Annotated in this window: 17 protein-coding genes; 10 read left to right on the top strand and 7 right to left on the bottom strand. The window is 64.6% G+C overall.

From position 1 onward, the window contains the following. On the top strand, nt 1-365 hold a 365-nt coding region (locus tag BM222_RS41710), incomplete at its 5' end, for a hypothetical protein (protein WP_210188530.1). 23 nt (nt 366-388) lie between these two features. After that, the gene (locus BM222_RS32360; RefSeq protein WP_092237618.1) at nt 389-805 is read left to right on the top strand and encodes a hypothetical protein; all 417 of its coding nucleotides are present in this window, start codon (nt 389-391) and stop codon (nt 803-805) included. Between the two features lie 88 nt (nt 806-893). On the opposite strand, the gene BM222_RS43505 is transcribed toward BM222_RS32360, so the two are convergent. Further along, a complete protein-coding gene (locus tag BM222_RS43505; protein ID WP_283810277.1) occupies nt 894-1,019 on the bottom strand; it encodes a hypothetical protein in 126 nt (41 codons plus the stop codon). A gap of 313 nt (nt 1,020-1,332) precedes the next feature. On the opposite strand from BM222_RS43505, the gene BM222_RS32350 reads away from it, so the two are divergent. Next, the gene (locus BM222_RS32350) at nt 1,333-2,499 is read left to right on the top strand and encodes an acyl-CoA dehydrogenase family protein (protein ID WP_092237615.1); all 1,167 of its coding nucleotides are present in this window, start codon (nt 1,333-1,335) and stop codon (nt 2,497-2,499) included. Nucleotides 2,500-2,518: 19 nt separating this feature from the next. Here the strand turns inward: BM222_RS32350 and BM222_RS32345 are convergent, their stop codons facing one another. From BM222_RS32345 to BM222_RS32330, 5 genes are all read right to left on the bottom strand, one after another. Further along, complete coding sequence (locus BM222_RS32345) at nt 2,519-4,084, bottom strand: AMP-binding protein (protein WP_092237612.1); 1,566 nt, start codon at nt 4,082-4,084, stop codon at nt 2,519-2,521. 33 nt (nt 4,085-4,117) lie between these two features. Beyond that, complete coding sequence (upp, locus tag BM222_RS32340) at nt 4,118-4,753, bottom strand: uracil phosphoribosyltransferase (RefSeq protein ID WP_092237609.1); 636 nt, start codon at nt 4,751-4,753, stop codon at nt 4,118-4,120. A 167-nt stretch (nt 4,754-4,920) separates the two neighbouring features. Beyond that, nucleotides 4,921-5,049: a hypothetical protein gene (locus BM222_RS42905; protein WP_283810276.1), complete on the bottom strand. Its 129-nt coding sequence runs from the start codon at nt 5,047-5,049 to the stop codon at nt 4,921-4,923. 1 nt (nt 5,050) lies between these two features. Further along, nucleotides 5,051-5,260 carry a hypothetical protein gene (locus tag BM222_RS32335; protein ID WP_092237606.1) on the bottom strand — a complete coding sequence of 70 codons (210 nt, stop codon included), beginning with the start codon at nt 5,258-5,260 and terminating at the stop codon, nt 5,051-5,053. 43 nt (nt 5,261-5,303) lie between these two features. Beyond that, the gene (locus tag BM222_RS32330; protein ID WP_092237603.1) at nt 5,304-5,771 is read right to left on the bottom strand and encodes a hypothetical protein; all 468 of its coding nucleotides are present in this window, start codon (nt 5,769-5,771) and stop codon (nt 5,304-5,306) included. Nucleotides 5,772-6,206: 435 nt separating this feature from the next. On the opposite strand from BM222_RS32330, the gene BM222_RS32325 reads away from it, so the two are divergent. The 6 genes from BM222_RS32325 (at nt 6,207) to BM222_RS32295 (ending at nt 14,460) form a co-directional block, all read left to right on the top strand. Beyond that, complete coding sequence (locus tag BM222_RS32325; RefSeq protein WP_035698142.1) at nt 6,207-6,296, top strand: K(+)-transporting ATPase subunit F; 90 nt, start codon at nt 6,207-6,209, stop codon at nt 6,294-6,296. A gap of 112 nt (nt 6,297-6,408) precedes the next feature. Continuing rightward, entirely contained in the window at nt 6,409-8,112 is a 1,704-nt protein-coding gene (kdpA, locus tag BM222_RS32320) for a potassium-transporting ATPase subunit KdpA (protein ID WP_092237600.1), read from the top strand. An 18-nt stretch (nt 8,113-8,130) separates the two neighbouring features. Next, nucleotides 8,131-10,245: a potassium-transporting ATPase subunit KdpB gene (gene kdpB / locus BM222_RS32315; protein WP_092237595.1), complete on the top strand. Its 2,115-nt coding sequence runs from the start codon at nt 8,131-8,133 to the stop codon at nt 10,243-10,245. A gap of 159 nt (nt 10,246-10,404) precedes the next feature. Beyond that, nucleotides 10,405-11,010 carry a K(+)-transporting ATPase subunit C gene (locus BM222_RS32305; protein WP_092237587.1) on the top strand — a complete coding sequence of 202 codons (606 nt, stop codon included), beginning with the start codon at nt 10,405-10,407 and terminating at the stop codon, nt 11,008-11,010. Between the two features lie 40 nt (nt 11,011-11,050). After that, nucleotides 11,051-13,774, top strand: coding sequence for a DUF4118 domain-containing protein (locus BM222_RS32300; protein ID WP_092237584.1), 2,724 nt, complete (start codon nt 11,051-11,053; stop codon nt 13,772-13,774). After that, nucleotides 13,771-14,460 (top strand): response regulator transcription factor, encoded by a 690-nt coding sequence (locus BM222_RS32295; RefSeq protein WP_092237579.1) that lies wholly within the window; start codon nt 13,771-13,773, stop codon nt 14,458-14,460. Before BM222_RS32300 ends, BM222_RS32295 begins: the two co-directional genes overlap by 4 nt. Before the next feature lie 117 nt (nt 14,461-14,577). On the opposite strand, the gene ku is transcribed toward BM222_RS32295, so the two are convergent. Then, complete coding sequence (gene ku, locus BM222_RS32290; RefSeq protein WP_092237576.1) at nt 14,578-15,462, bottom strand: non-homologous end joining protein Ku; 885 nt, start codon at nt 15,460-15,462, stop codon at nt 14,578-14,580. A gap of 117 nt (nt 15,463-15,579) precedes the next feature. On the opposite strand from ku, the gene ligD reads away from it, so the two are divergent. Further along, the gene (gene ligD, locus BM222_RS32285; RefSeq protein ID WP_092237573.1) at nt 15,580-18,243 is read left to right on the top strand and encodes a DNA ligase D; all 2,664 of its coding nucleotides are present in this window, start codon (nt 15,580-15,582) and stop codon (nt 18,241-18,243) included. Nucleotides 18,244-18,252: the final 9 nt, after the last annotated feature.

The raw sequence follows: 18,252 nt of genomic DNA, 5'->3' as shown, positions 1-18,252 counted from the left end.
CCGGTCTCGACCACCGAGATCAGCGACCGGAGCATGCGGATATCGAGACTGATGAGGTTCATGCGGCGTCCATGTCGCCCAGAATTTATGCAAGTTCCATGCTAGCACATCTGCGCGGACCGACCTGGGGGGCGCCCCGTTCGCGCAGCGTTGCTGGCATACTGAATATCGACATAAGCCGGAGCGGCGCGCATGAACGCCGCCCCACCAAGCCCAGCGAGCACAAAACCCACGCGCCGGAATCTGCTCGCGATCGCCGCCGCCGAGCGTTTGACGAAAGCCTTTCAATTGCCAGAGTTCCATCGGCCGCTGCCCTTTGTTGGGCCACGAACAAACCTGAAGCGGCCATATTTGAGTCAGAGTGATCTCCGGTGAGGGAGGCGCTCTGATGAAGAAAGTTCTGATCACTGCCATTGTGATGCTGGCTGGCGTGCCTGCAAGCGTCGTCGCGCAGGAGCGCGCGGGCTCTGCGGCGCTCGGAGCCGTGTCCGGCGCGGTCGTGCTGGGGCCGGTCGGTGCCGTTGCGGGCGCAGTGATCGGCTATACCGCCGGCCCTTCGATCGCCCGGTCATGGGGCGTGGGAGGCTCGCGCGCGGCAAGGCACCGGCAGCCGCCGCGTCGTGAGGCGTACGGCGCTACTGCCACCAGTGCCCCGCCACGCACGCGCGGGGCGATGGAAGTCAACGCTCAGATGAGAGCGGCCAGCAATCCGCCGGTCCAAGCCGCTCCCGTGGTGCAGCCGGCGCAAGTTGCGCCCGCGGCGCAAGCGGCCACCACGACGCCACCCGTTCAGGGATTCGACTGAAAGGACCCTAGGCTGCGGTGGTCTTCGGCCGCAGCCTGTCCATCGTCCGCAGGATTACCGGGCATCATCGCAGCGAGATCCGTCAGTGTCATGCCGGTGTCGAGCCCGTGACACGGACGTAGAGCTGATGCGGGCCGGGGAGCATCGCAAGCGTCAATTCGCGCGCCTTCGGCTTCTTGTAGGCGACGACGAAGTCTTCGAGGTCGATGATCAACGCGTCGGCCTTGCCTTCGCTGGCCGTTGCGAATTTGCGCGGGGCAATCGCCCGGCACGAACAGCATCGAACGGATCAGTCCGGCCATCGAGGTTTCCTTCCCTGCGAAATAACAGCAAGCGTAGCTTTGCTCGGCATGACGCCATGCATGTCAGACACGGTTGATAGACAAATTCACGTATCTGTATGCGGTCTTTCGAGCTAAAGAACGTAAGCGAAGGGATGTCGGGGCGCGGTAAGCGGCCACGGCCTGCGCGGGGAACGCGATCGGGAGATGGCGCCATCGCGGCTCCCAATAAAGGAGGTCAAGGGAATGGATTTCGCGCTCACTGATCAGCAGGAAGCCATTCGCGACGCCATCGCAAAGATCTGCCAAGGCTTTCCCGATGCCTATTGGCTGAAGAAGGACCACGACGGCGGCTTCCCGCACGACTTCCACAAGGCGCTGGCTGACGCGGGCTGGCTCGGCATCTGCGTGCCGGAAGCCTATGGCGGCTCCGGGCTCGGGATCACTGAAGCCGCGATCATGATGCGCACCATCGCGGAGTCGGGCGCCGGCATGTCCGGCGCCTCTGCGGTGCACATCAACGTGTTCGGCCTCAATCCTGTCGTCGTGTTCGGCACCGAGGAGCAGCGCAAGCGCATGCTGCCACCGATGGTCGAGGGCCGCGAGAAGGCGTGCTTTGCCGTCACGGAGCCCAACACCGGCCTTAACACCACGCAGCTCAAGACCCGCGCGGTCGCCAAGAACGACCGCTACATCGTCAATGGCCAGAAGGTATGGATCTCGACCGCGCAGGTCGCGCACAAGATCCTGCTGCTGGCGCGGACCACGCCGCTCGAAGACGTGGGCTCGCCGACCCACGGTCTCAGCCTGTTCTACACGGACTTCGACCGCAACAAGATCAAGGTCCATGAGATCGAGAAGATGGGCCGCAAGATCGTCGATTCCAACGAGCTGTTCTTCGAGGACTTTGAAATTCCCATGGAGGACCGCATCGGCGAAGAGGGCAAGGGTTTCGAGTACATCCTCGAAGGCATGAATCCCGAGCGTATCTTGATCGCGGCGGAGGCCGTCGGCCTCGGCAAGCTCGCACTGTCGCGCGCGACCGAATACGCCAAGACGCGCGTCGTGTTCAATCGCCCGATCGGCAAAAATCAAGGCATCCAGCATCCGCTCGCGGTGAACTGGGTCGAGCTCGAGGCGGCATGGCTGATGGTGATGTCCGCGGCCTGGCAATACGACGAGGGCATGCCCTGCGGCGCCGCGGCGAATGCTGCAAAATATCTCGCCGGCGAAGCCGGCTTCTCGGCGTGCGAGCAGGCGGTGATGACCCATGGCGGTTTCGGCTATGCCAAGGAATTTCACGTCGAGCGCTATTTGCGCGAGGTGCTGATCCCGCGCATCGCGCCGGTCAGTCCGCAGCTCGCGCTCAGCTTCATTGCGGAGAAAGTGCTGGGCCTCGCCAAATCGTACTGAGCAGGTCGCTCTGAAGGTTCTATTCGGCGGCGATCCGCTCCATCGCCATGGCGCGGAGTTTTGCGCGCTGGATCTTGACGCCATTGGCGCTGTCGGTGACCGGGAAGGCATCCACGACATAGATCCGTGCCGGCACCTTGTAGCCGGCGAGCCGCTCACGCAGACGCGCGACCAGGGTTTCCTGCTGCGGCGGTCGACCGGCCGGGATGACGAAGGCGACGCAGCGCGCCTGGCCTTTCAGATCGACAGCGACGGCCTGGGCGTCGGCGACACCGGCACAGGACTTGAGCTCGTCCTCGATCTCGCCGGGCGCGACCAGAAAGCCGCCGAGGCGCATGGCGTCGCCGGCGCGGGTTTCATAGACGAAGGTGCCGTTGCCGCGGAGACGGCCGATATCGCCGGTCCGGAAGAAGCCGTCCGCGGTGATGGCCTCGCGCGTCGCTTCCGGGTTGTTGAAATAGCCGAGGAAGCGCGATGGCGCGCTGATCTCGATCTCGCCGGAGACGCCGGGAGCGGTGAGCTCGCCGGTCTCGGTATCGCGCACGCGCACCTTCGCCTCTGATGACATCGGCCAGCCGCCGCCCTCGATGCGATCGGCGAAAGCGTCGCTGAGACGGCCGATCGAGAACAACGCCTGCACCTCGCTCGAACCGTAGAGGCCGAACAGCGGCAGGCCGCGCGTCTCGGCCTCTGCAGCCAGCTCGCGCCAGCCGGGCTGGAACGCGGCATAGCCGCAGACTTCGAGATGCGGGAACGGTCGCGGCGCGTGGGTCAGTCCGAGGATGCGGCGAAACATCTCGTCGGAGCCGAACGCGTGTGTGATCTGCTGCTCGCTGAGGATGTTGAAAGCCGGCGCCGCCTCGAAAGCATCGAGCACGTGGACGGTCGCGCCGGCCGCGATGAAGCCCAGCAGGCTCGTCATGCCGAAGGTGCCGCAGAATGGCAGCATCGCCAGCAGTGCGTGACGCTGCGGCGAGAGCTGGAGCGCCTTGGCAACGGCTTTCGCGTGGCTTGCGAGCGTTCGCTGCGAATGCGCCACCAGCTTCGGCCCTTTTGTCGTGCCCGATGTGGTGTAGAGCAGTACGGGCAGGTCGATGTCTTCTTGGGCGGGAGTCAGCGGATAAGGCTTCTCGAACGCATCGAAGCGCACGCAGGGCCATTTTGTGGGGATCGCATCCGCGCCGATCGTCGCGACCTTCTGCAGGGCCGGCACCTCTTCCCGGGCGATGTCGGCGAGAATGGCCGCGAAATCGATCGAGCGAAACGCGGCCTCGGCCACCAGCAGCTTGGCGCCGGACAATTTCAGAAGATGCGCCACCTCAGCGCTGCGATATCGCGTGTTGACGGCGGCGACGATCGCACCAAGCCTGGCGGCGGCGAACAGCAGCGCGATCCATTCGACCCGGTTGACCAGCCAGACCGCGACGACGTCGCCTTTGTCGATGCCCTGCGCGGCAAGCCAGGCGGCGGTCTGCTCGACCTTCATCGAAAATTCCGTACGCGATACGGGCGTGCCGTCGAACACGAAGGCGGCTGATGTCTCCGATCCGATCAGCGATTGCAGCGAAACATCGTCGGCATGCATGGCCACCGGAGTAGCCCGATCGCGCAAACCTGTCTACTTGGTGCCGAACATCCGGTCGCCGGCATCGCCCAGGCCCGGCACGATATAGCCGTGGTCGTTGAGCCGCTCATCGATCGCGGCGGTCCAGACCGGCACGTCCGGATGTTCGTCCTGGAACTTCGCAACGCCCTCCGGCGCTGCCAGAAGGCAGACGAAACGGATGTCGCGGGCGCCGCGGTCTTTCAGCAGCGAGGCGCCGGCGGAGGCCGAATTGCCGGTCGCAAGCATCGGGTCCATCAGGATCACGGTGCGGTCCGACAGGTCCTGCGGCGCCTTGAAATAATATTCCACGGCCTGCAACGTCTCGGGGTCGCGGTAGAGCCCGATATGGGCGATGCGGGCCGAAGGCATCAGCGCCAGCATGCCGTCGAGGAAGCCGACGCCGGCGCGCAGGATCGGCGCTAGCGTGAGTTTCTTGCCGGCGATCTTCGGCGCCTGCATCGGCGAGATCGGCGTCTCGATCTCGACCAGCTCCAGCGGCAGGTCGCGCGTCACCTCGTAGCCGAGCAGCATCCCGATCTCGTTCAGGATCTCGCGAAAGCTCTTCGTCGAGCGGTCCTTCTCCCGCATCAGGGAGAGCTTGTGCTGAACCAGGGGGTGGGCGACGACGTTGACGCTGCTTGTGCTCATGCAGCCGGTCTAACACGGTTCCGTGAAACTGCGCCAGATCGGCCGGGCGTTTTCCGCAAGAGCCGGGACGGCCTATCCCGTCACCGCGATCGCCGTTCCTGCCGGGTTGCTCGCCTGATAGGCAGCCATGGTCAATTCGCGGTCGGCCACGAAAGTGATCGAGGGCTCTAGACCCCGAGCCCACGCGCTGCGAGCGTGATCACGATGCTCAGGATCGCACCCCAGATCAGGCTCAGCGTCATGGTCAGGATGGTTATGGTGACCGCGTGCTCGAGATGTCCCTTGAGAAGCGGCATGCTAGCTGTCCGAGGTGGGTGCAGATGAGAGGCGCAGACCCAGGAGCATCCTCGGCGAGACGAAGATTGCAGTCTTGAGTACGATGAGCGCAGTGAGCACGCCGCCCCTCGAGAGCACCGCAAGTGCACGCGGCGCGATGGGCATGAGCCGTGGCTTGCGCTCCTTGAGCATCGTGGCATCGGAATGCGAGACGGGCGGTGCTGCTGTCATATAGGGGCGCCATAAGGGCTGCACGCCAAGGCTCAGCGTGCGATCAGCTGAAGTTCTCGCAGGCCGCCGGCTCATAGAGCGGGTGCGGCGCGGGGCGCATCTGGGGAACGCTCGGACGCGGAGCTTCCATGGCCAATTCCTGGACCTCCACGAAGGCCGACATCAGCGCGACCGCGAAGTCGCCATGGCATCCCTCGATTGCCGCGTCGAGCCAGTCCGGCAGTTCGCGTTCGCGCGACAGTGCACAGTGCCATTCGCCCTCATCGTAGGCGATGCGACGGACGCGCCACAGCGGCAGCTCCAGCTCCATCAGCGCCAGGGCCGCATCGGTCCAAGCCTCGGCGTCGATCAGGCGCATCACGCGCGCAGTGCGCTCGGACTGCCCGAGCGAAGGAAAGCGGCGGCAGGCCTTGTCGACGATCTCGAGCATCAACGGCCGCGTCATGCCTTGCGCGTTGTGCAGGCGGTCGGTGAGGGCCGGTGGATCGTAGTGTTGGAAAGCGACGGTCATATCAGACCTCCTGGAGCGGGCGTCGGTCAGTCGGCCGGCCTGTTCAGGATGGCGGGAAGGGCATTGGAAAACGAGACGGGAAGGGGTTGGGAGATATAGGAATCTCATAAGCACCGGCCCCATCCGCGCGGGATGCAATGCGTCGCCGGCGCCCCGTCCTTTATGAGATTCCTATAACTTCGCCGGAGCCCACGTCTCGAAAACCTATGTGCGTGGTGGCACTTCAGCACGGTCAAAAGTCCGGGCTGGCCCAAGGCAATGCGTTGCGCTTGCTTCCACGAGCTCTGCCGGACCCCGAGAACGGTTGCTCCCGATAGCGGGCGTAACCAGGAGCATCCTCATGACGGACATTCTCATGCTGGCGCTGGGCTTCGGCTTCTTTGCCCTTGCGATCGGCTACACCTACGCCTGCGAACGGCTGTGACGGAGCGGATCATGATCTTCGATTATGCGCTCGCCGGCGCCGTCTCGTTCGGCCTCCTGATCTACCTCACCTATGCGTTGCTGCGCCCGGAACGGTTCTGAGCCGTGCTGCCGCTTGTCGAATTGCTGCTGGCGCGCGTCGCGCTCGTCGGCAGCCCGCTAGTGGTGCCCCTGCCGTTGTTGCGCCGGACACCAAGCCCGAAGGGTTGATTCCATGACTGTGATCGGTTGGCTCCAGATCATTCTATTCTGCGTCGTCATCGTCGGGCTGACAAAACCGCTCGGCTGGTACATGACGCGCGTGTTCAATGGCGAGAAGACGTTTCTCTCGCCGGTGCTGCGTCCGATCGAGGCCGGCATCTACTGGATATCAGGCGTCGATGAGAGGCGCGAGCAGCATTGGCTGACCTACACGGTCGCCATGCTGCTGTTCCATGTCGGCGGCTTCCTGATCATTTACGGTGTGATGCGCCTGCAGGCGGTGCTGCCCTTCAATCCGGCCGGGCAGACGGCGGTTGCCGAGGATCTGTCCTTCAACACCGCGATCTCCTTCATCACGAACACCAATTGGCAGAACTACGGCGGCGAGAGCACGATTTCGTATTTCGTGCAGATGGTCGGCCTGACGCACCAGAACTTCCTGTCGGCCGCGACTGGCATCGCGCTTGCCGTGGCGCTGATCCGCGGCTTCTCGCGTGCCTCGATGCGCACCGTCGGCAATTTCTGGGTCGATGTCACCCGCTGTACGCTCTACGTGCTGCTGCCGATCTGCGTGATCTACACGCTGTTCCTGGTCTGGCAGGGCATTCCGCAGACGCTCGGCGACTATGTCGAGGCCACCACCCTCGAGGGCGCCAAGCAGACCATTGCGGTCGGTCCGGTGGCGTCGCAAGTCGCGATCAAGATGCTGGGTACGAATGGTGGCGGCTTCTTCAATGCCAATGCCGCGCATCCCTTCGAGAACCCGACCGCGCTATCGAATTTCGTGCAGATGCTGTCGATCTTCGTGCTGGGCGCCGCGCTGACCAATGTGTTCGGCCGCATGGTCGGCAACCAGCGCCAGGGCTGGGCGATTCTCGCCGTGATGGGCGTGCTGTTCATCGCCGGCGTTGCCGTGACCTACTGGGCTGAAGCCAGCGGCACCTCGATGCTGCAGGCGCTGGGTCTGACCGGCGGCAACATGGAAGGCAAAGAGGTCCGCTTCGGCATCGTTGCCTCCTCGCTGTTCGCCGTCATCACCACGGCGGCCTCCTGCGGCGCGGTCAACGCCATGCATGACAGCTTCACCGCGCTCGGCGGCATGATCCCGCTGATCAATATCGAGCTCGGCGAAATCATCGTCGGCGGCGTCGGCGCCGGCATGTACGGCATGCTGCTTTTCGTCATTCTGGCGATCTTCGTCGCCGGCCTGATGGTCGGCCGCACACCCGAATACGTCGGCAAGAAGATCGAGGCGCGCGAGGTCAAGATGGCGATGCTGGCCATCCTGGTGCTGCCGCTGATGATCCTGGGCTGGACCGCGGTCGGCGTGGTCTATCCGGCGGCGGTCGCCTCGATGGCGAATGCCGGCCCGCACGGTTTTACCGAGGTGCTCTACGCCTACACCTCGGGGACCGGCAACAACGGCTCGGCCTTTGCAGGCCTGACCGGCAACACCCTGTTCTACAACGTCACGCTCGCCAGCGCGATGTTCGTCGGCCGCTTCTTCATGATCGTTCCGGCGATGGCGATCGCGGGCTCGCTCGCCGCCAAGAAATCCATCCCGCCGTCGGTGGGCACGTTCCCGACCACGGGCGGGCTGTTCGTCGGCCTCGTCGTCGGCGTGATCCTGATCATGGGCGGCCTGACCTTCTTCCCGGCGCTTGCGCTCGGCCCGATCGTCGAGCACCTCGCGATGAACGCCGGCAACGTCTTCTGATTGTCTGGAGTGACCTCCATGGAAACCATGAAACTGCAAAAGCGCGCATCCGTCTCGGCGATGCTGGATCCCAAGATCGTCCTGCCCGCGATCCGCGCTTCCGTAGCCAAGCTCGATCCGCGGCTGATGATCAGGAACCCCGTGATGTTCGTGGTCGAGATCGTGGCTGCGCTCACCACCGTGATCTTCCTGCGCGATCTCGCCACCGGCGGCGCCAATCTCGGTTTCACCTTCCAGATCATCCTCTGGCTCTGGTTCACGGTGCTGTTCGCGAATTTTGCTGAAGCCGTAGCCGAGGGCCGCGGCAAGGCGCAGGCTGACTCGCTGCGCAAGACCCGCACCGAGAGCCAGGCCAAGCTGCTGAGCGGCGCCGGGCAGAACTACAAGCTCGTGCCGGGCACGAGCCTCAAGGTCGGCGACATCGTGCTGGTCGAAGCGGGCGACACCATTCCCTCCGACGGCGAGGTGATCGAAGGCGTCGCGTCCGTCAACGAGGCCGCCATCACCGGTGAATCCGCACCCGTGATCCGCGAGTCCGGAGGCGACCGCTCCGCGGTGACCGGCGGAACGCAGGTGCTGTCCGACTGGATCCGCGTCCGCATCACGGCGGCGCAAGGCTCGACCTTCATCGATCGCATGATCAAGCTGGTCGAGGGTGCCGAGCGCGCGAAGACGCCGAACGAGATCGCGCTCAACATCCTGCTCGCCGGCCTCACCATCATCTTCGTGTTCGCGACCGTCACCATCCCGAGCTATGCGGCCTATGCCGGCGGCTCGATCTCGGTGGTCGTGCTGGTCGCGCTGTTCGTGACGCTGATTCCGACCACCATCGGTGCGCTGCTGTCGGCGATCGGCATTGCCGGCATGGACCGCCTGGTGCGCTTCAACGTGCTCGCGATGTCTGGTCGCGCGGTCGAGGCCGCTGGCGACGTCGACACGTTGCTGCTCGACAAGACCGGCACCATCACGCTCGGCAACCGCCAAGCCACCGCGTTCCGTCCCGTGCGTGGAATCAGCGAGCAGGAACTGGCGGATGCCGCCCAGCTCGCCTCGCTCGCCGACGAAACCCCGGAGGGCCGTTCCATCGTGGTGCTGGCGAAGGAGAAGTATGGCCTCCGCGGTCGCGACATGGCCGAACTGGGCGCGACCTTCATTCCGTTCACGGCGCAGACCCGCATGAGCGGTGTCGATGCCGGCGGCTCGTCGGTGCGCAAGGGCGCGGTCGATGCCATGCTCAACTATGTCGGCGGGGGCGCGCCGCTGGCCGTGGCGTCGGGCAATACGGCGCGCGTCATCCAGCCTGCAGCGCTGTCCGAGATCGGCCGCGAGGTCCAGACCATTGCAGACGACATCTCGAAATCCGGCGGTACGCCGTTGGCCGTCGCCAGGGACGGAAAGCTGCTCGGCGTCATCCAGCTCAAGGACATCGTCAAGGGCGGCATCCGCGAGCGCTTTGCCGAGCTGCGCCGCATGGGGATCCGCACCGTCATGATCACCGGCGACAATCCGATGACGGCGGCGGCGATCGCCGCGGAAGCCGGTGTCGACGACTTCCTGGCGCAGGCAACGCCCGAGGACAAGCTCAAGCTGATCCGCGACGAGCAGGCCAAAGGCAAGCTGGTGGCGATGTGCGGCGACGGCACCAACGACGCGCCGGCGCTGGCGCAGGCCGACGTCGGCGTCGCCATGAACACCGGCACGCAGGCCGCGCGCGAGGCCGGCAACATGGTCGACCTCGATTCCAACCCGACCAAGCTGATCGAGGTGGTCGAGATCGGCAAGCAGCTCCTGATGACACGCGGGGCGCTGACGACCTTCTCGATCGCCAACGACGTCGCGAAGTATTTTGCGATCATCCCGGCGATGTTCCTGGCATTCTACCCGCAGCTCAACGTGCTGAACGTCATGAACCTGTCGAGCCCGCAGAGCGCCATCCTCTCGGCGATCATCTTCAATGCGCTCATCATCATCGGCTTGATTCCGCTGGCGCTGAAGGGTGTCCCCTATCGCGCGGTCGGTGCCGACGCGCTGCTTCGGCGCAACCTGCTGATCTACGGCTTGGGAGGCTTCGTCATTCCCTTCGCCGGAATCAAGGCAATCGATCTCGTCGTCGTCGCCTTGCACCTGGCCTGATCCTGTCATGCGAGCAGCAAATCTTTCCGTCATTCCGGGGCGCCTCGAAGAGGCGAACCCGGAATCTCGAGGTTCCGGGTTCGATGCTTCGCATCGCCCCGGAACGACGGCTGAGTCACTTCGCTTCGCTCGCAATGACGAGTTAACTGGAGACCCAACATGCTCAGAGAAATCCGCCCCGCCATCGTCCTCCTGCTGGTGTTCACCGCCATCACGGGCCTGGCCTATCCGCTCGCCATGACCGGCATTGCCGGAGCGGTTTTTCCGGCCCAGGCGCAAGGTAGCCTGATCGAGAAGGACGGCAAGGTGCTCGGCTCCGTCCTGATCGGGCAGGAATTCAAGGAGGACAAGTATTTCCACGGCCGTCCGTCGGCGACGCTGGCGCCGGATCCCAATGATTCGACCAAGACGGTGTCCGCGCCCTACAACGCCGCCAATTCGGGCGGCTCCAATCTCGGCCCGACCAGCAAGGCGCTGGCCGACCGGCTGAAGGAGGACGTGGACAGGCTGAAAGCGGAAAATCCTAACGCCGCCGTGCCGGCCGATCTGGTCACGACCTCGGCCAGCGGGCTCGACCCTGATATTTCTCCGGAAGCAGCTGAATTCCAGGTACCGCGCGTGGCCAAGGCGCGCAACATGCCGGAGGATCAGCTCAAGCAGCTCGTCGCCTCCAGCACCCAAGGCCGTTGGCTCGGCCTGCTCGGCGAATCCAGGGTTAACGTTCTGGCGCTGAATCTCGCGCTGGATCGTGCATCCGCGAAGTAGCGCTCTAGGCTCGGCATTTCAGGATGATTATATTGGACTGATGGTTCAACAGCGCCGCGATTCCGAACAACGTCCGTCGCCGGAGGCGCTGCTGGAAGCCGCGCGCCGGGAGGATGGCGCGAGCGGCAAGCTGAAGATCTTCGTCGGCGCCGCCCCCGGCGTCGGCAAGACCTACGAGATGCTGCAAAGCGCGCATGCCAGGCGCAAGGCCGGCATCGACGTCGTGGTCGGCTTCGTCGAGACCCATGGCCGCGCCGAGACCGAGGCGCTGGTGCGCGGGCTGGAAGTGGTCCCGCGCAAGCGGCTGGACTATCGCGGCCAGATCGTCGAGGAGATGGACCTCGACGCCGTGATCGCGCGGCGACCGAACATCGCATTGGTCGACGAGCTCGCCCACACCAACGCCGCCGGTAGCCGCCATCCCAAGCGTTATCTCGACGTCGAGGAGCTGCTCTCCCACGGCATCGACGTCTACACCGCCGTCAACATCCAGCACATCGAGAGCCTGAACGACGTCGTCGCCCAGATCACCCATGTCCGGGTCCGGGAGACCGTGCCGGATTCGATCTTCGACCGAGCGGATGCGATCGAGCTGATCGACCTCACGCCGGACGACCTGATCCAGCGCCTGCGCGAGGGCAAGGTCTATGTCCCCAAGCAGGCCGAGCGGGCGCTCGAGCATTACTTTTCACCGGGCAACCTGACCGCGCTGCGCGAGCTCGCGCTGCGGCGCACGGCCGAGCGGGTCGACGAGCAGCTGCTCACTCACATGCAGGCGAACGCCATCGCCGGTCCCTGGGCCGCGGGCGAGCGCATCCTGGTCTGCGTCAGCGAGGATCCGCGCGCGGCCGGGCTCGTGCGCTACACCAAGCGGCTGGCCGACCGGCTGCATGCGCCCTTCACCGCGATCTCGATCGAGACGCGGCGATCGCTTCAGCTCTCGGACCAGGAGCGCGACCGGCTCGCGGACACGCTGCGGCTCGCCGAATCGCTCGGCGGCGAGGCGCTGACGATCCCCGCGGTCGGACGCCGCATCGCCGACGACGTCATCAATTTCGCGCAAGGCAACAACGTCACCCAGATCGTGATCGGCAAGTCGACCCGCTCGCGTTGGTTCGAGATGACGCGCGGCTCCGTGGTGCATGATCTGGTTGGCCGCGCCGGCAATATCAGCGTCCACGTCATTCCCGGCGACGAGCTGCCGGGCGAGGCGGCGCCCAAGACGGCGGTGCAGACCGCCGCGCGCTCCGAGCCGTTCAATCCGCTGCCCTATCTGAAATCGCTCGGCATCGTGCTGGTCGGCCTCGGCGCCGCGGAGTTGCTCCAGCCGCGCTTCGGCATCGAGAACGTCGATCTCGTGCTGCTCACGGCCGTGGTCGCGGTCGCGGTGCGCTACGGCCTTTGGCCGTCGCTGCTCGCGAGCCTTGCGGCCTCGCTCGCCTATAATTTCTTCTTCTTGCCACCGGTCTACACCTTCACCATCACCGATCCCACCAACGTCGCGGCGTTCTTCTTCTTCATGCTGATCGCGATCCTGGTGTCGAATGTCGCCGCACGCGTGCGCACGCAGGCCGACACCGCGATCGGCCGCATCAGGACCACCGAGCAGCTCTACGCCTTCAGCCGCAAGCTCGCCGGCACCGCGACGCTCGACGACGTGCTGTGGGCCTCGGCCTATCAGATCGCGTTGATGCTGAAGGTCCGCGTCGTCCTGTTGCTGCCGGAGGACGGGCTTTTGACGGTGAAGTCAGGCTATCCGCCGGAGGACCAGCTCGACCAGGCCGACCTCGCCGCTGCCAACTGGGCCTGGGGCAATGACCGCTCCGCCGGCCGCGGTTCGGATACGCTGCCGGGCGCCAAGCGCCTGTTCCTGCCGATGCGCACCGGGCGCGGCCCGATCGGCGTCATCGGCATCGACGACGACCGTACCGGCCCTTTGCTGACGCCGGACCAGCGCCGGCTGCTGGATGCGCTGGTCGATCAAGGCGCTCTCGCGATCGAGCGCGTGCTGCTGGTCGAGGACATGGACCGCGTCAAGCGCACCGTGGAATCCGAACGCCTGCGCTCGGCGCTGCTGACCTCGATCTCACACGATCTGAAGACGCCACTTGCTTCCGTGCTGGGCGCGGCCTCGACCATGCGCGATCTCGCCGGCGCACTGTCCGAGACCGAGAAGCGCGATCTGCTCGCGACCGTGATCGACGAGTCCGAGCGCCTCAACCGCTTTATCGCCAATCTGCTCGATATGACCAAGCTCGAATCCGGTGCCATCGTGCCCAACACGGCGCTGCACGATCTCGGCGAGATCGTGGGCAGCGCGCTGCGGCGGGCGTCCAAGATATTGGCCGCGCACAAGGTCGAGCTGGTCCTCGCCGCTGATCTTCCTATGCTCGAGCTCGATGCCGTGCTGTTCGAGCAGGTGCTGTTCAACCTGCTCGACAATGCCGCAAAATATTCGCCGGCCGAAACCACGATCGCGATCAAGAGCCGGCGCGAGCACGACCAGGTCGTGCTGGAGATCGCCGACGAGGGCGCCGGCATTCCGGCCCATGAGGTCGAGAGCGTGTTCGACAAGTTCTACCGCGTGCAGAAGGGCGACCATGTTCGCCCCGGCACCGGGCTTGGGCTTGCGATCTCCCGCGGCTTCGTCGAGGCGATGCGCGGCACGATCACGGCCGCCAATCGCAGCGACCGCAGCGGTGCGGTTCTCACCATCCGTCTGCCGGTCCCAGCACAGGCCCAAGCATTGGATACCGCCGCATGAGTGCTGCCCCGATCAAGCTTTTAGTGATCGACGACGAGCCGCCGATCCGCAAATTGCTGCGGATGGGGCTTTCAACGCAGGGCTACGAGATCCTGGAGGCATCGAACGGCAAGATCGCGCTGGAGAAGCTCGCTGAGGAGCCCGCACTGATCATCCTCGATCTCGGCCTGCCCGACATTCAAGGCCACGAGCTGCTGCGTACCATCCGCGCCCGCAATGACAACGTGCCGATCGTGGTGCTGTCGAGCCGCGGCGATGAGGCCGGCAAGGTGCAGGCGCTCGATCTTGGCGCCGATGATTATCTGACCAAGCCGTTCGGGATGGACGAGCTTCTGGCGCGCCTGCGCGCCGCGCTCCGGCACCAGCTTCAGGTGCAGGGCGAGCGACCGGTGTTTCGCACCGGCGATCTCTCGGTCGATCTCGTTCGTCGCATCGTCAAGCTCGGCGAGCGCGACGTCAAACTGTCGCCGAAGGAATATGACCTGCTGCGCGTCCTGGTGCAGCACGCCGGCAAGGTGCTGACCCATCGCTTCCTGCTCAAGGAGCTCTGGGATGAACTGACCGATCCGCAATATCTGCGGGTCTATGTTCGCCAGCTCCGCCAGAAGATCGAGGCCGATCCGGAGCGGCCGCAATACGTGCTGACCGAGACCGGGATCGGGTACCGGCTGAAGGCGGGGGATTGACGTTCCTATTGGGGGCGATGCTCTATCCACATCGTCGTTGCGAGCGCAGCGACGCAATCCAGGGTCCCTCCGCGGAAAGATTTTGGATTGCGCCGCTGCGCTCGCAATGACGGGGAGCTACCCAGCCTTCCTGTGACGCGCCGTGGAACGATGCGCCTTCTTCGCGGCGCGGTGCCGCCCGGTCGCACGCCGCGGATGCGACTTCGCCGTCGTCTTCTTCGCAGCCCGCCCCTTCAAGCTCTGCTTCAGCGCATCCATCAGGCTGACGACATTGCTGGGACGTTCCTCCGGCTCCGGCAGCTCGATCGTCTTGCCGCTGGCCTTGCGTTTCACCAATGACTTCAGGGCGGTCTCGTATTCGTCCTTGAACTCGCTCGGATCGAAATGCGCGGCCTTGGTGTGCAGGATGTGGCCGGCGAGCTCGACCATGTCCTTGGTGATCTTCGGGCTCTTGATGTCGCCAAAAAATTCGTGCTCGTCGCGCAGCTCATAAGGGAAGCGCAGTGTGGTGCCGAGCAGGCCCTTGCCGAGCGGTTCGATCGCGATGATGTGCTCGCGGTTCGTCAGCACGATCTTGGCGAGCGCGACGCGATCCTGGTCCTTCATGGCGTCGCGGATCACGGCAAAGGCGTCGATCGCGGCCTTGCCGTCGGGCGCGATGTAATAGGGGTGATTGAGATAACGCTGGTCGATCTCCTCGCTCGGCACGAAGCTCTCGATGTCGATGGTGTGGTTGCTCTCGATCTGCACCGCCTCGAGCTCCTCCGGCTCGATCTCGACATATTTGCCCTTGGAGAGCTCATAGCCGCGGCCCTTCTGGTCGCTCTCGACGACTTCGCCTGTTTCCGAATCCACCATCTGCTGCTTGAGGCGGTTGCCGGTCTCGCGGTTGATCAGGTGAAACCGCGTCTTCTCGGCCGCCGTCGTGGCCGGATAAAGCACGACCGGGCAGCTGACCAGCGACAGCTTCAACGTTCCCTTCCAATAGGCGCGCGGAGCCATTCCATTCTCCAGTGATTTCAAGGCCTTTCAGGAACTCCAACCGGCCTCCGGGGTTTTGGTTCCGGGCGGGACTTTAGCCGTGATAGGCTGAATGCCGAAAGTGAAGCGGGACCGGTCGTGCTGCAAAAACTCTCCACCTATCGAAAGAAGCGTGATTTCGAGAAGACGCCCGAGCCGTCGGGCAAGACCGCAGTGGCGCCCTCGAAGCAGCGGCGTTTCGTGATCCAGAAACATGATGCGACCCGGCTGCACTACGATCTCAGGCTCGAATTCGACGGCGTCTTCAAGTCGTGGGCGGTGACGAAGGGCCCATCGCTCAATCCGCAGGACAAGCGACTGGCGGTGGAAGTCGAGGACCACCCCCTCGACTACGGCGATTTCGAAGGCACCATTCCGGAAGGACAATATGGCGGCGGCACGGTGATGCTGTGGGACCGCGGCACCTGGGAGTCCGATGATCCCGAAGCCGGCTTCAGGAAGGGCGACCTCAAGTTCACGCTGCATGGCGACAAGCTGCATGGCAGCTGGGTGCTGGTGCGCATGCGTAACCGCGGCGGCGAGAAACGCACCAACTGGCTCCTGATCAAGCACCGCGACGAGTATGCCAGCGAGGGCCAGGATATTCTGGCCGAGGACAAGTCCGTGGCCTCCGGCCGCGCCATGGACCAGATCGCCGAGGGCAAGGGGCGGGCACCGAAGCCGTTCATGCTGGCAAAGGGAACGAAGGGCAAGGCCGATGCGGTCTGGCAATCCAATCGCGTCGACGAGACCAAGGGGCGCACGCTCAAGCCGGCGCCGCGGGCCGCTTTGAAGAGCGCCAAGACCTCTAAAGCGAAGGCGACGACCGCGACGAAGGCCAAGAAGGTCTCGGAGATGCCGGATTTCGTCGCGCCGCAGCTCTGCACCTCGGTCGAGCGGCCGCCTGCAGCCGATGGCTGGTGTCACGAGATCAAATTCGACGGTTACCGCGTGCAGCTCCGCGTCGAGGACGGAGAGGCGACGCTGAAGACCCGGAAGGGCCTCGACTGGACCGGGAAGTTCGCGTCGATCGCGAAGGAGGCGGGCGCGTTGCCGGATGTGCTCATCGACGGCGAGATTGTTGCGCTCGACCACAACGGCGCGCCGAACTTTTCCTCGCTCCAGGCCGCGCTGTCCGACGGCAAGACCGAGGACCTGATTTTCTTCGCCTTCGATCTGCTGTTCGCCGAGGGCCTCGACTATCGCGGTCTGCCGCTCAGCGACCGCAAGGACCGGCTGAAGGAGTTGCTGGAGGCGCGCAAGAAGAAGTCGAGCCAGATCCGCTATGTCGAGCATTTCGAGAGCGGCGGCGAAGCGGTGCTGCAATCGGCCTGCAAGCTCGAGCTCGAAGGCGTGGTGTCGAAGAAGCTGGACGCACCCTACCGTTCGGGCCGCACGGAGAGCTGGACCAAGGCGAAATGCCGCGCGGGCCACGAGGTCGTGATCGGCGGCTACAAGACCACCGACGGAAAATTCCGTTCGCTGATGGCGGGTGTGCATCGTGGCGACCATCTCGCCTTTGTCGGCATGGTCGGGACTGGTTTTGGCGCCGACAAGGTCGCTCGGATCATGCCGTCGCTGAAGGCCCTGGAGGCCAAGGAAAGTCCCTTCGGCGGCAAGAATGCGCCGAAAAAGACCCGCGACGTGCACTGGCTCAAGCCGGAGCTCGTGGCCGAGATCGAATTCGCCGGTTTCACCGCCGACGGCAATATCCGCCAGGCGGCCTTCAAGGGCCTGCGGCAGGACAAGCCGGCCGAGGAGGTCCAGGCGGAAACCCCTGCCGATACCAAACTGGCAAAACCCTCGGCCCGGAAGCGCGTCGCGCCGAAGGCCGACAAGTCGTCGAAGACGACCGGCACCGCCGAAGTGATGGGCGTCGTCATTTCCAAGCCTGACAAGGAGCTCTGGCCTGACGACGGAGAGGGGGCTCCGGTCACCAAGCTCGACCTTGCGCGCTATCTCGAGGCCGTCGGCGAATGGATGATCGTGCACCTCAAGGGCCGGCCATGCTCGCTGATCCGTGCGCCTGATGGCATCAAAGGAGAGTGCTTCTTCCAGCGCCATGCGATGCAGGGCACGTCAAACCTGCTCGAGCTCGCAAGAGTCTCGGGCGATCGCAAGCCTTACCTGCAGATCGATCGCGTCGAGGGGCTCGCTGCGGTCGCACAGATCGGCGGCGTCGAACTGCATCCCTGGAATTGTGCACCTGACGCTTATGACACGCCGGGCCGCCTGGTGTTCGATCTCGATCCCGCGCCGGACGTCAAGTTTACCGAGGTCGTGGACGCCGCCAAGGAGATGCGCCAGCGGCTGGTCGATGTCGGGATGGAGAGCTTTTGCAAGACCACCGGCGGCAAGGGGCTACACCTGGTGGTGCCGCTGCTTCACGGCGCGCGCGACAAGGTGAGCTGGAAAGAGGCGAAGGCGTTCGCGCAGGGCGTCTGCCAGTGGATGGCCGATGAGGATCCCGAGCGCTATCTGCTCAACATGTCCAAGAAGCTGCGCAACGGGAAGATCTTCCTCGACTATCTGCGCAATGATCGGATGTCGACGGCGGTGGCGCCGCTATCGCCCCGTGCGCGCGCCGGCGCCACGGTGTCGATGCCATTGACGTGGGCGCAGGTGAAGAGCGATCTCGATCCGAAGCGATATACGTTGCGGACGGTGCCGGGCCTGCTGGCGCGCTCGAAAGCCTGGGAAGGCTATGACGATGCGGCCACCTCGATCAAGGCGGCGATGAAGAAGCTGGCGGAGAGGAAATAGGTGCCTTCC

Source organism: Bradyrhizobium sp. Gha (assembly GCF_900113735.1).
Taxonomy (GTDB): Bacteria; Pseudomonadota; Alphaproteobacteria; order Rhizobiales; family Xanthobacteraceae; genus Bradyrhizobium.
Note: the sequence above shows the minus strand (reverse complement) of the source record. Positions and strands in the feature narration are given on the sequence as shown.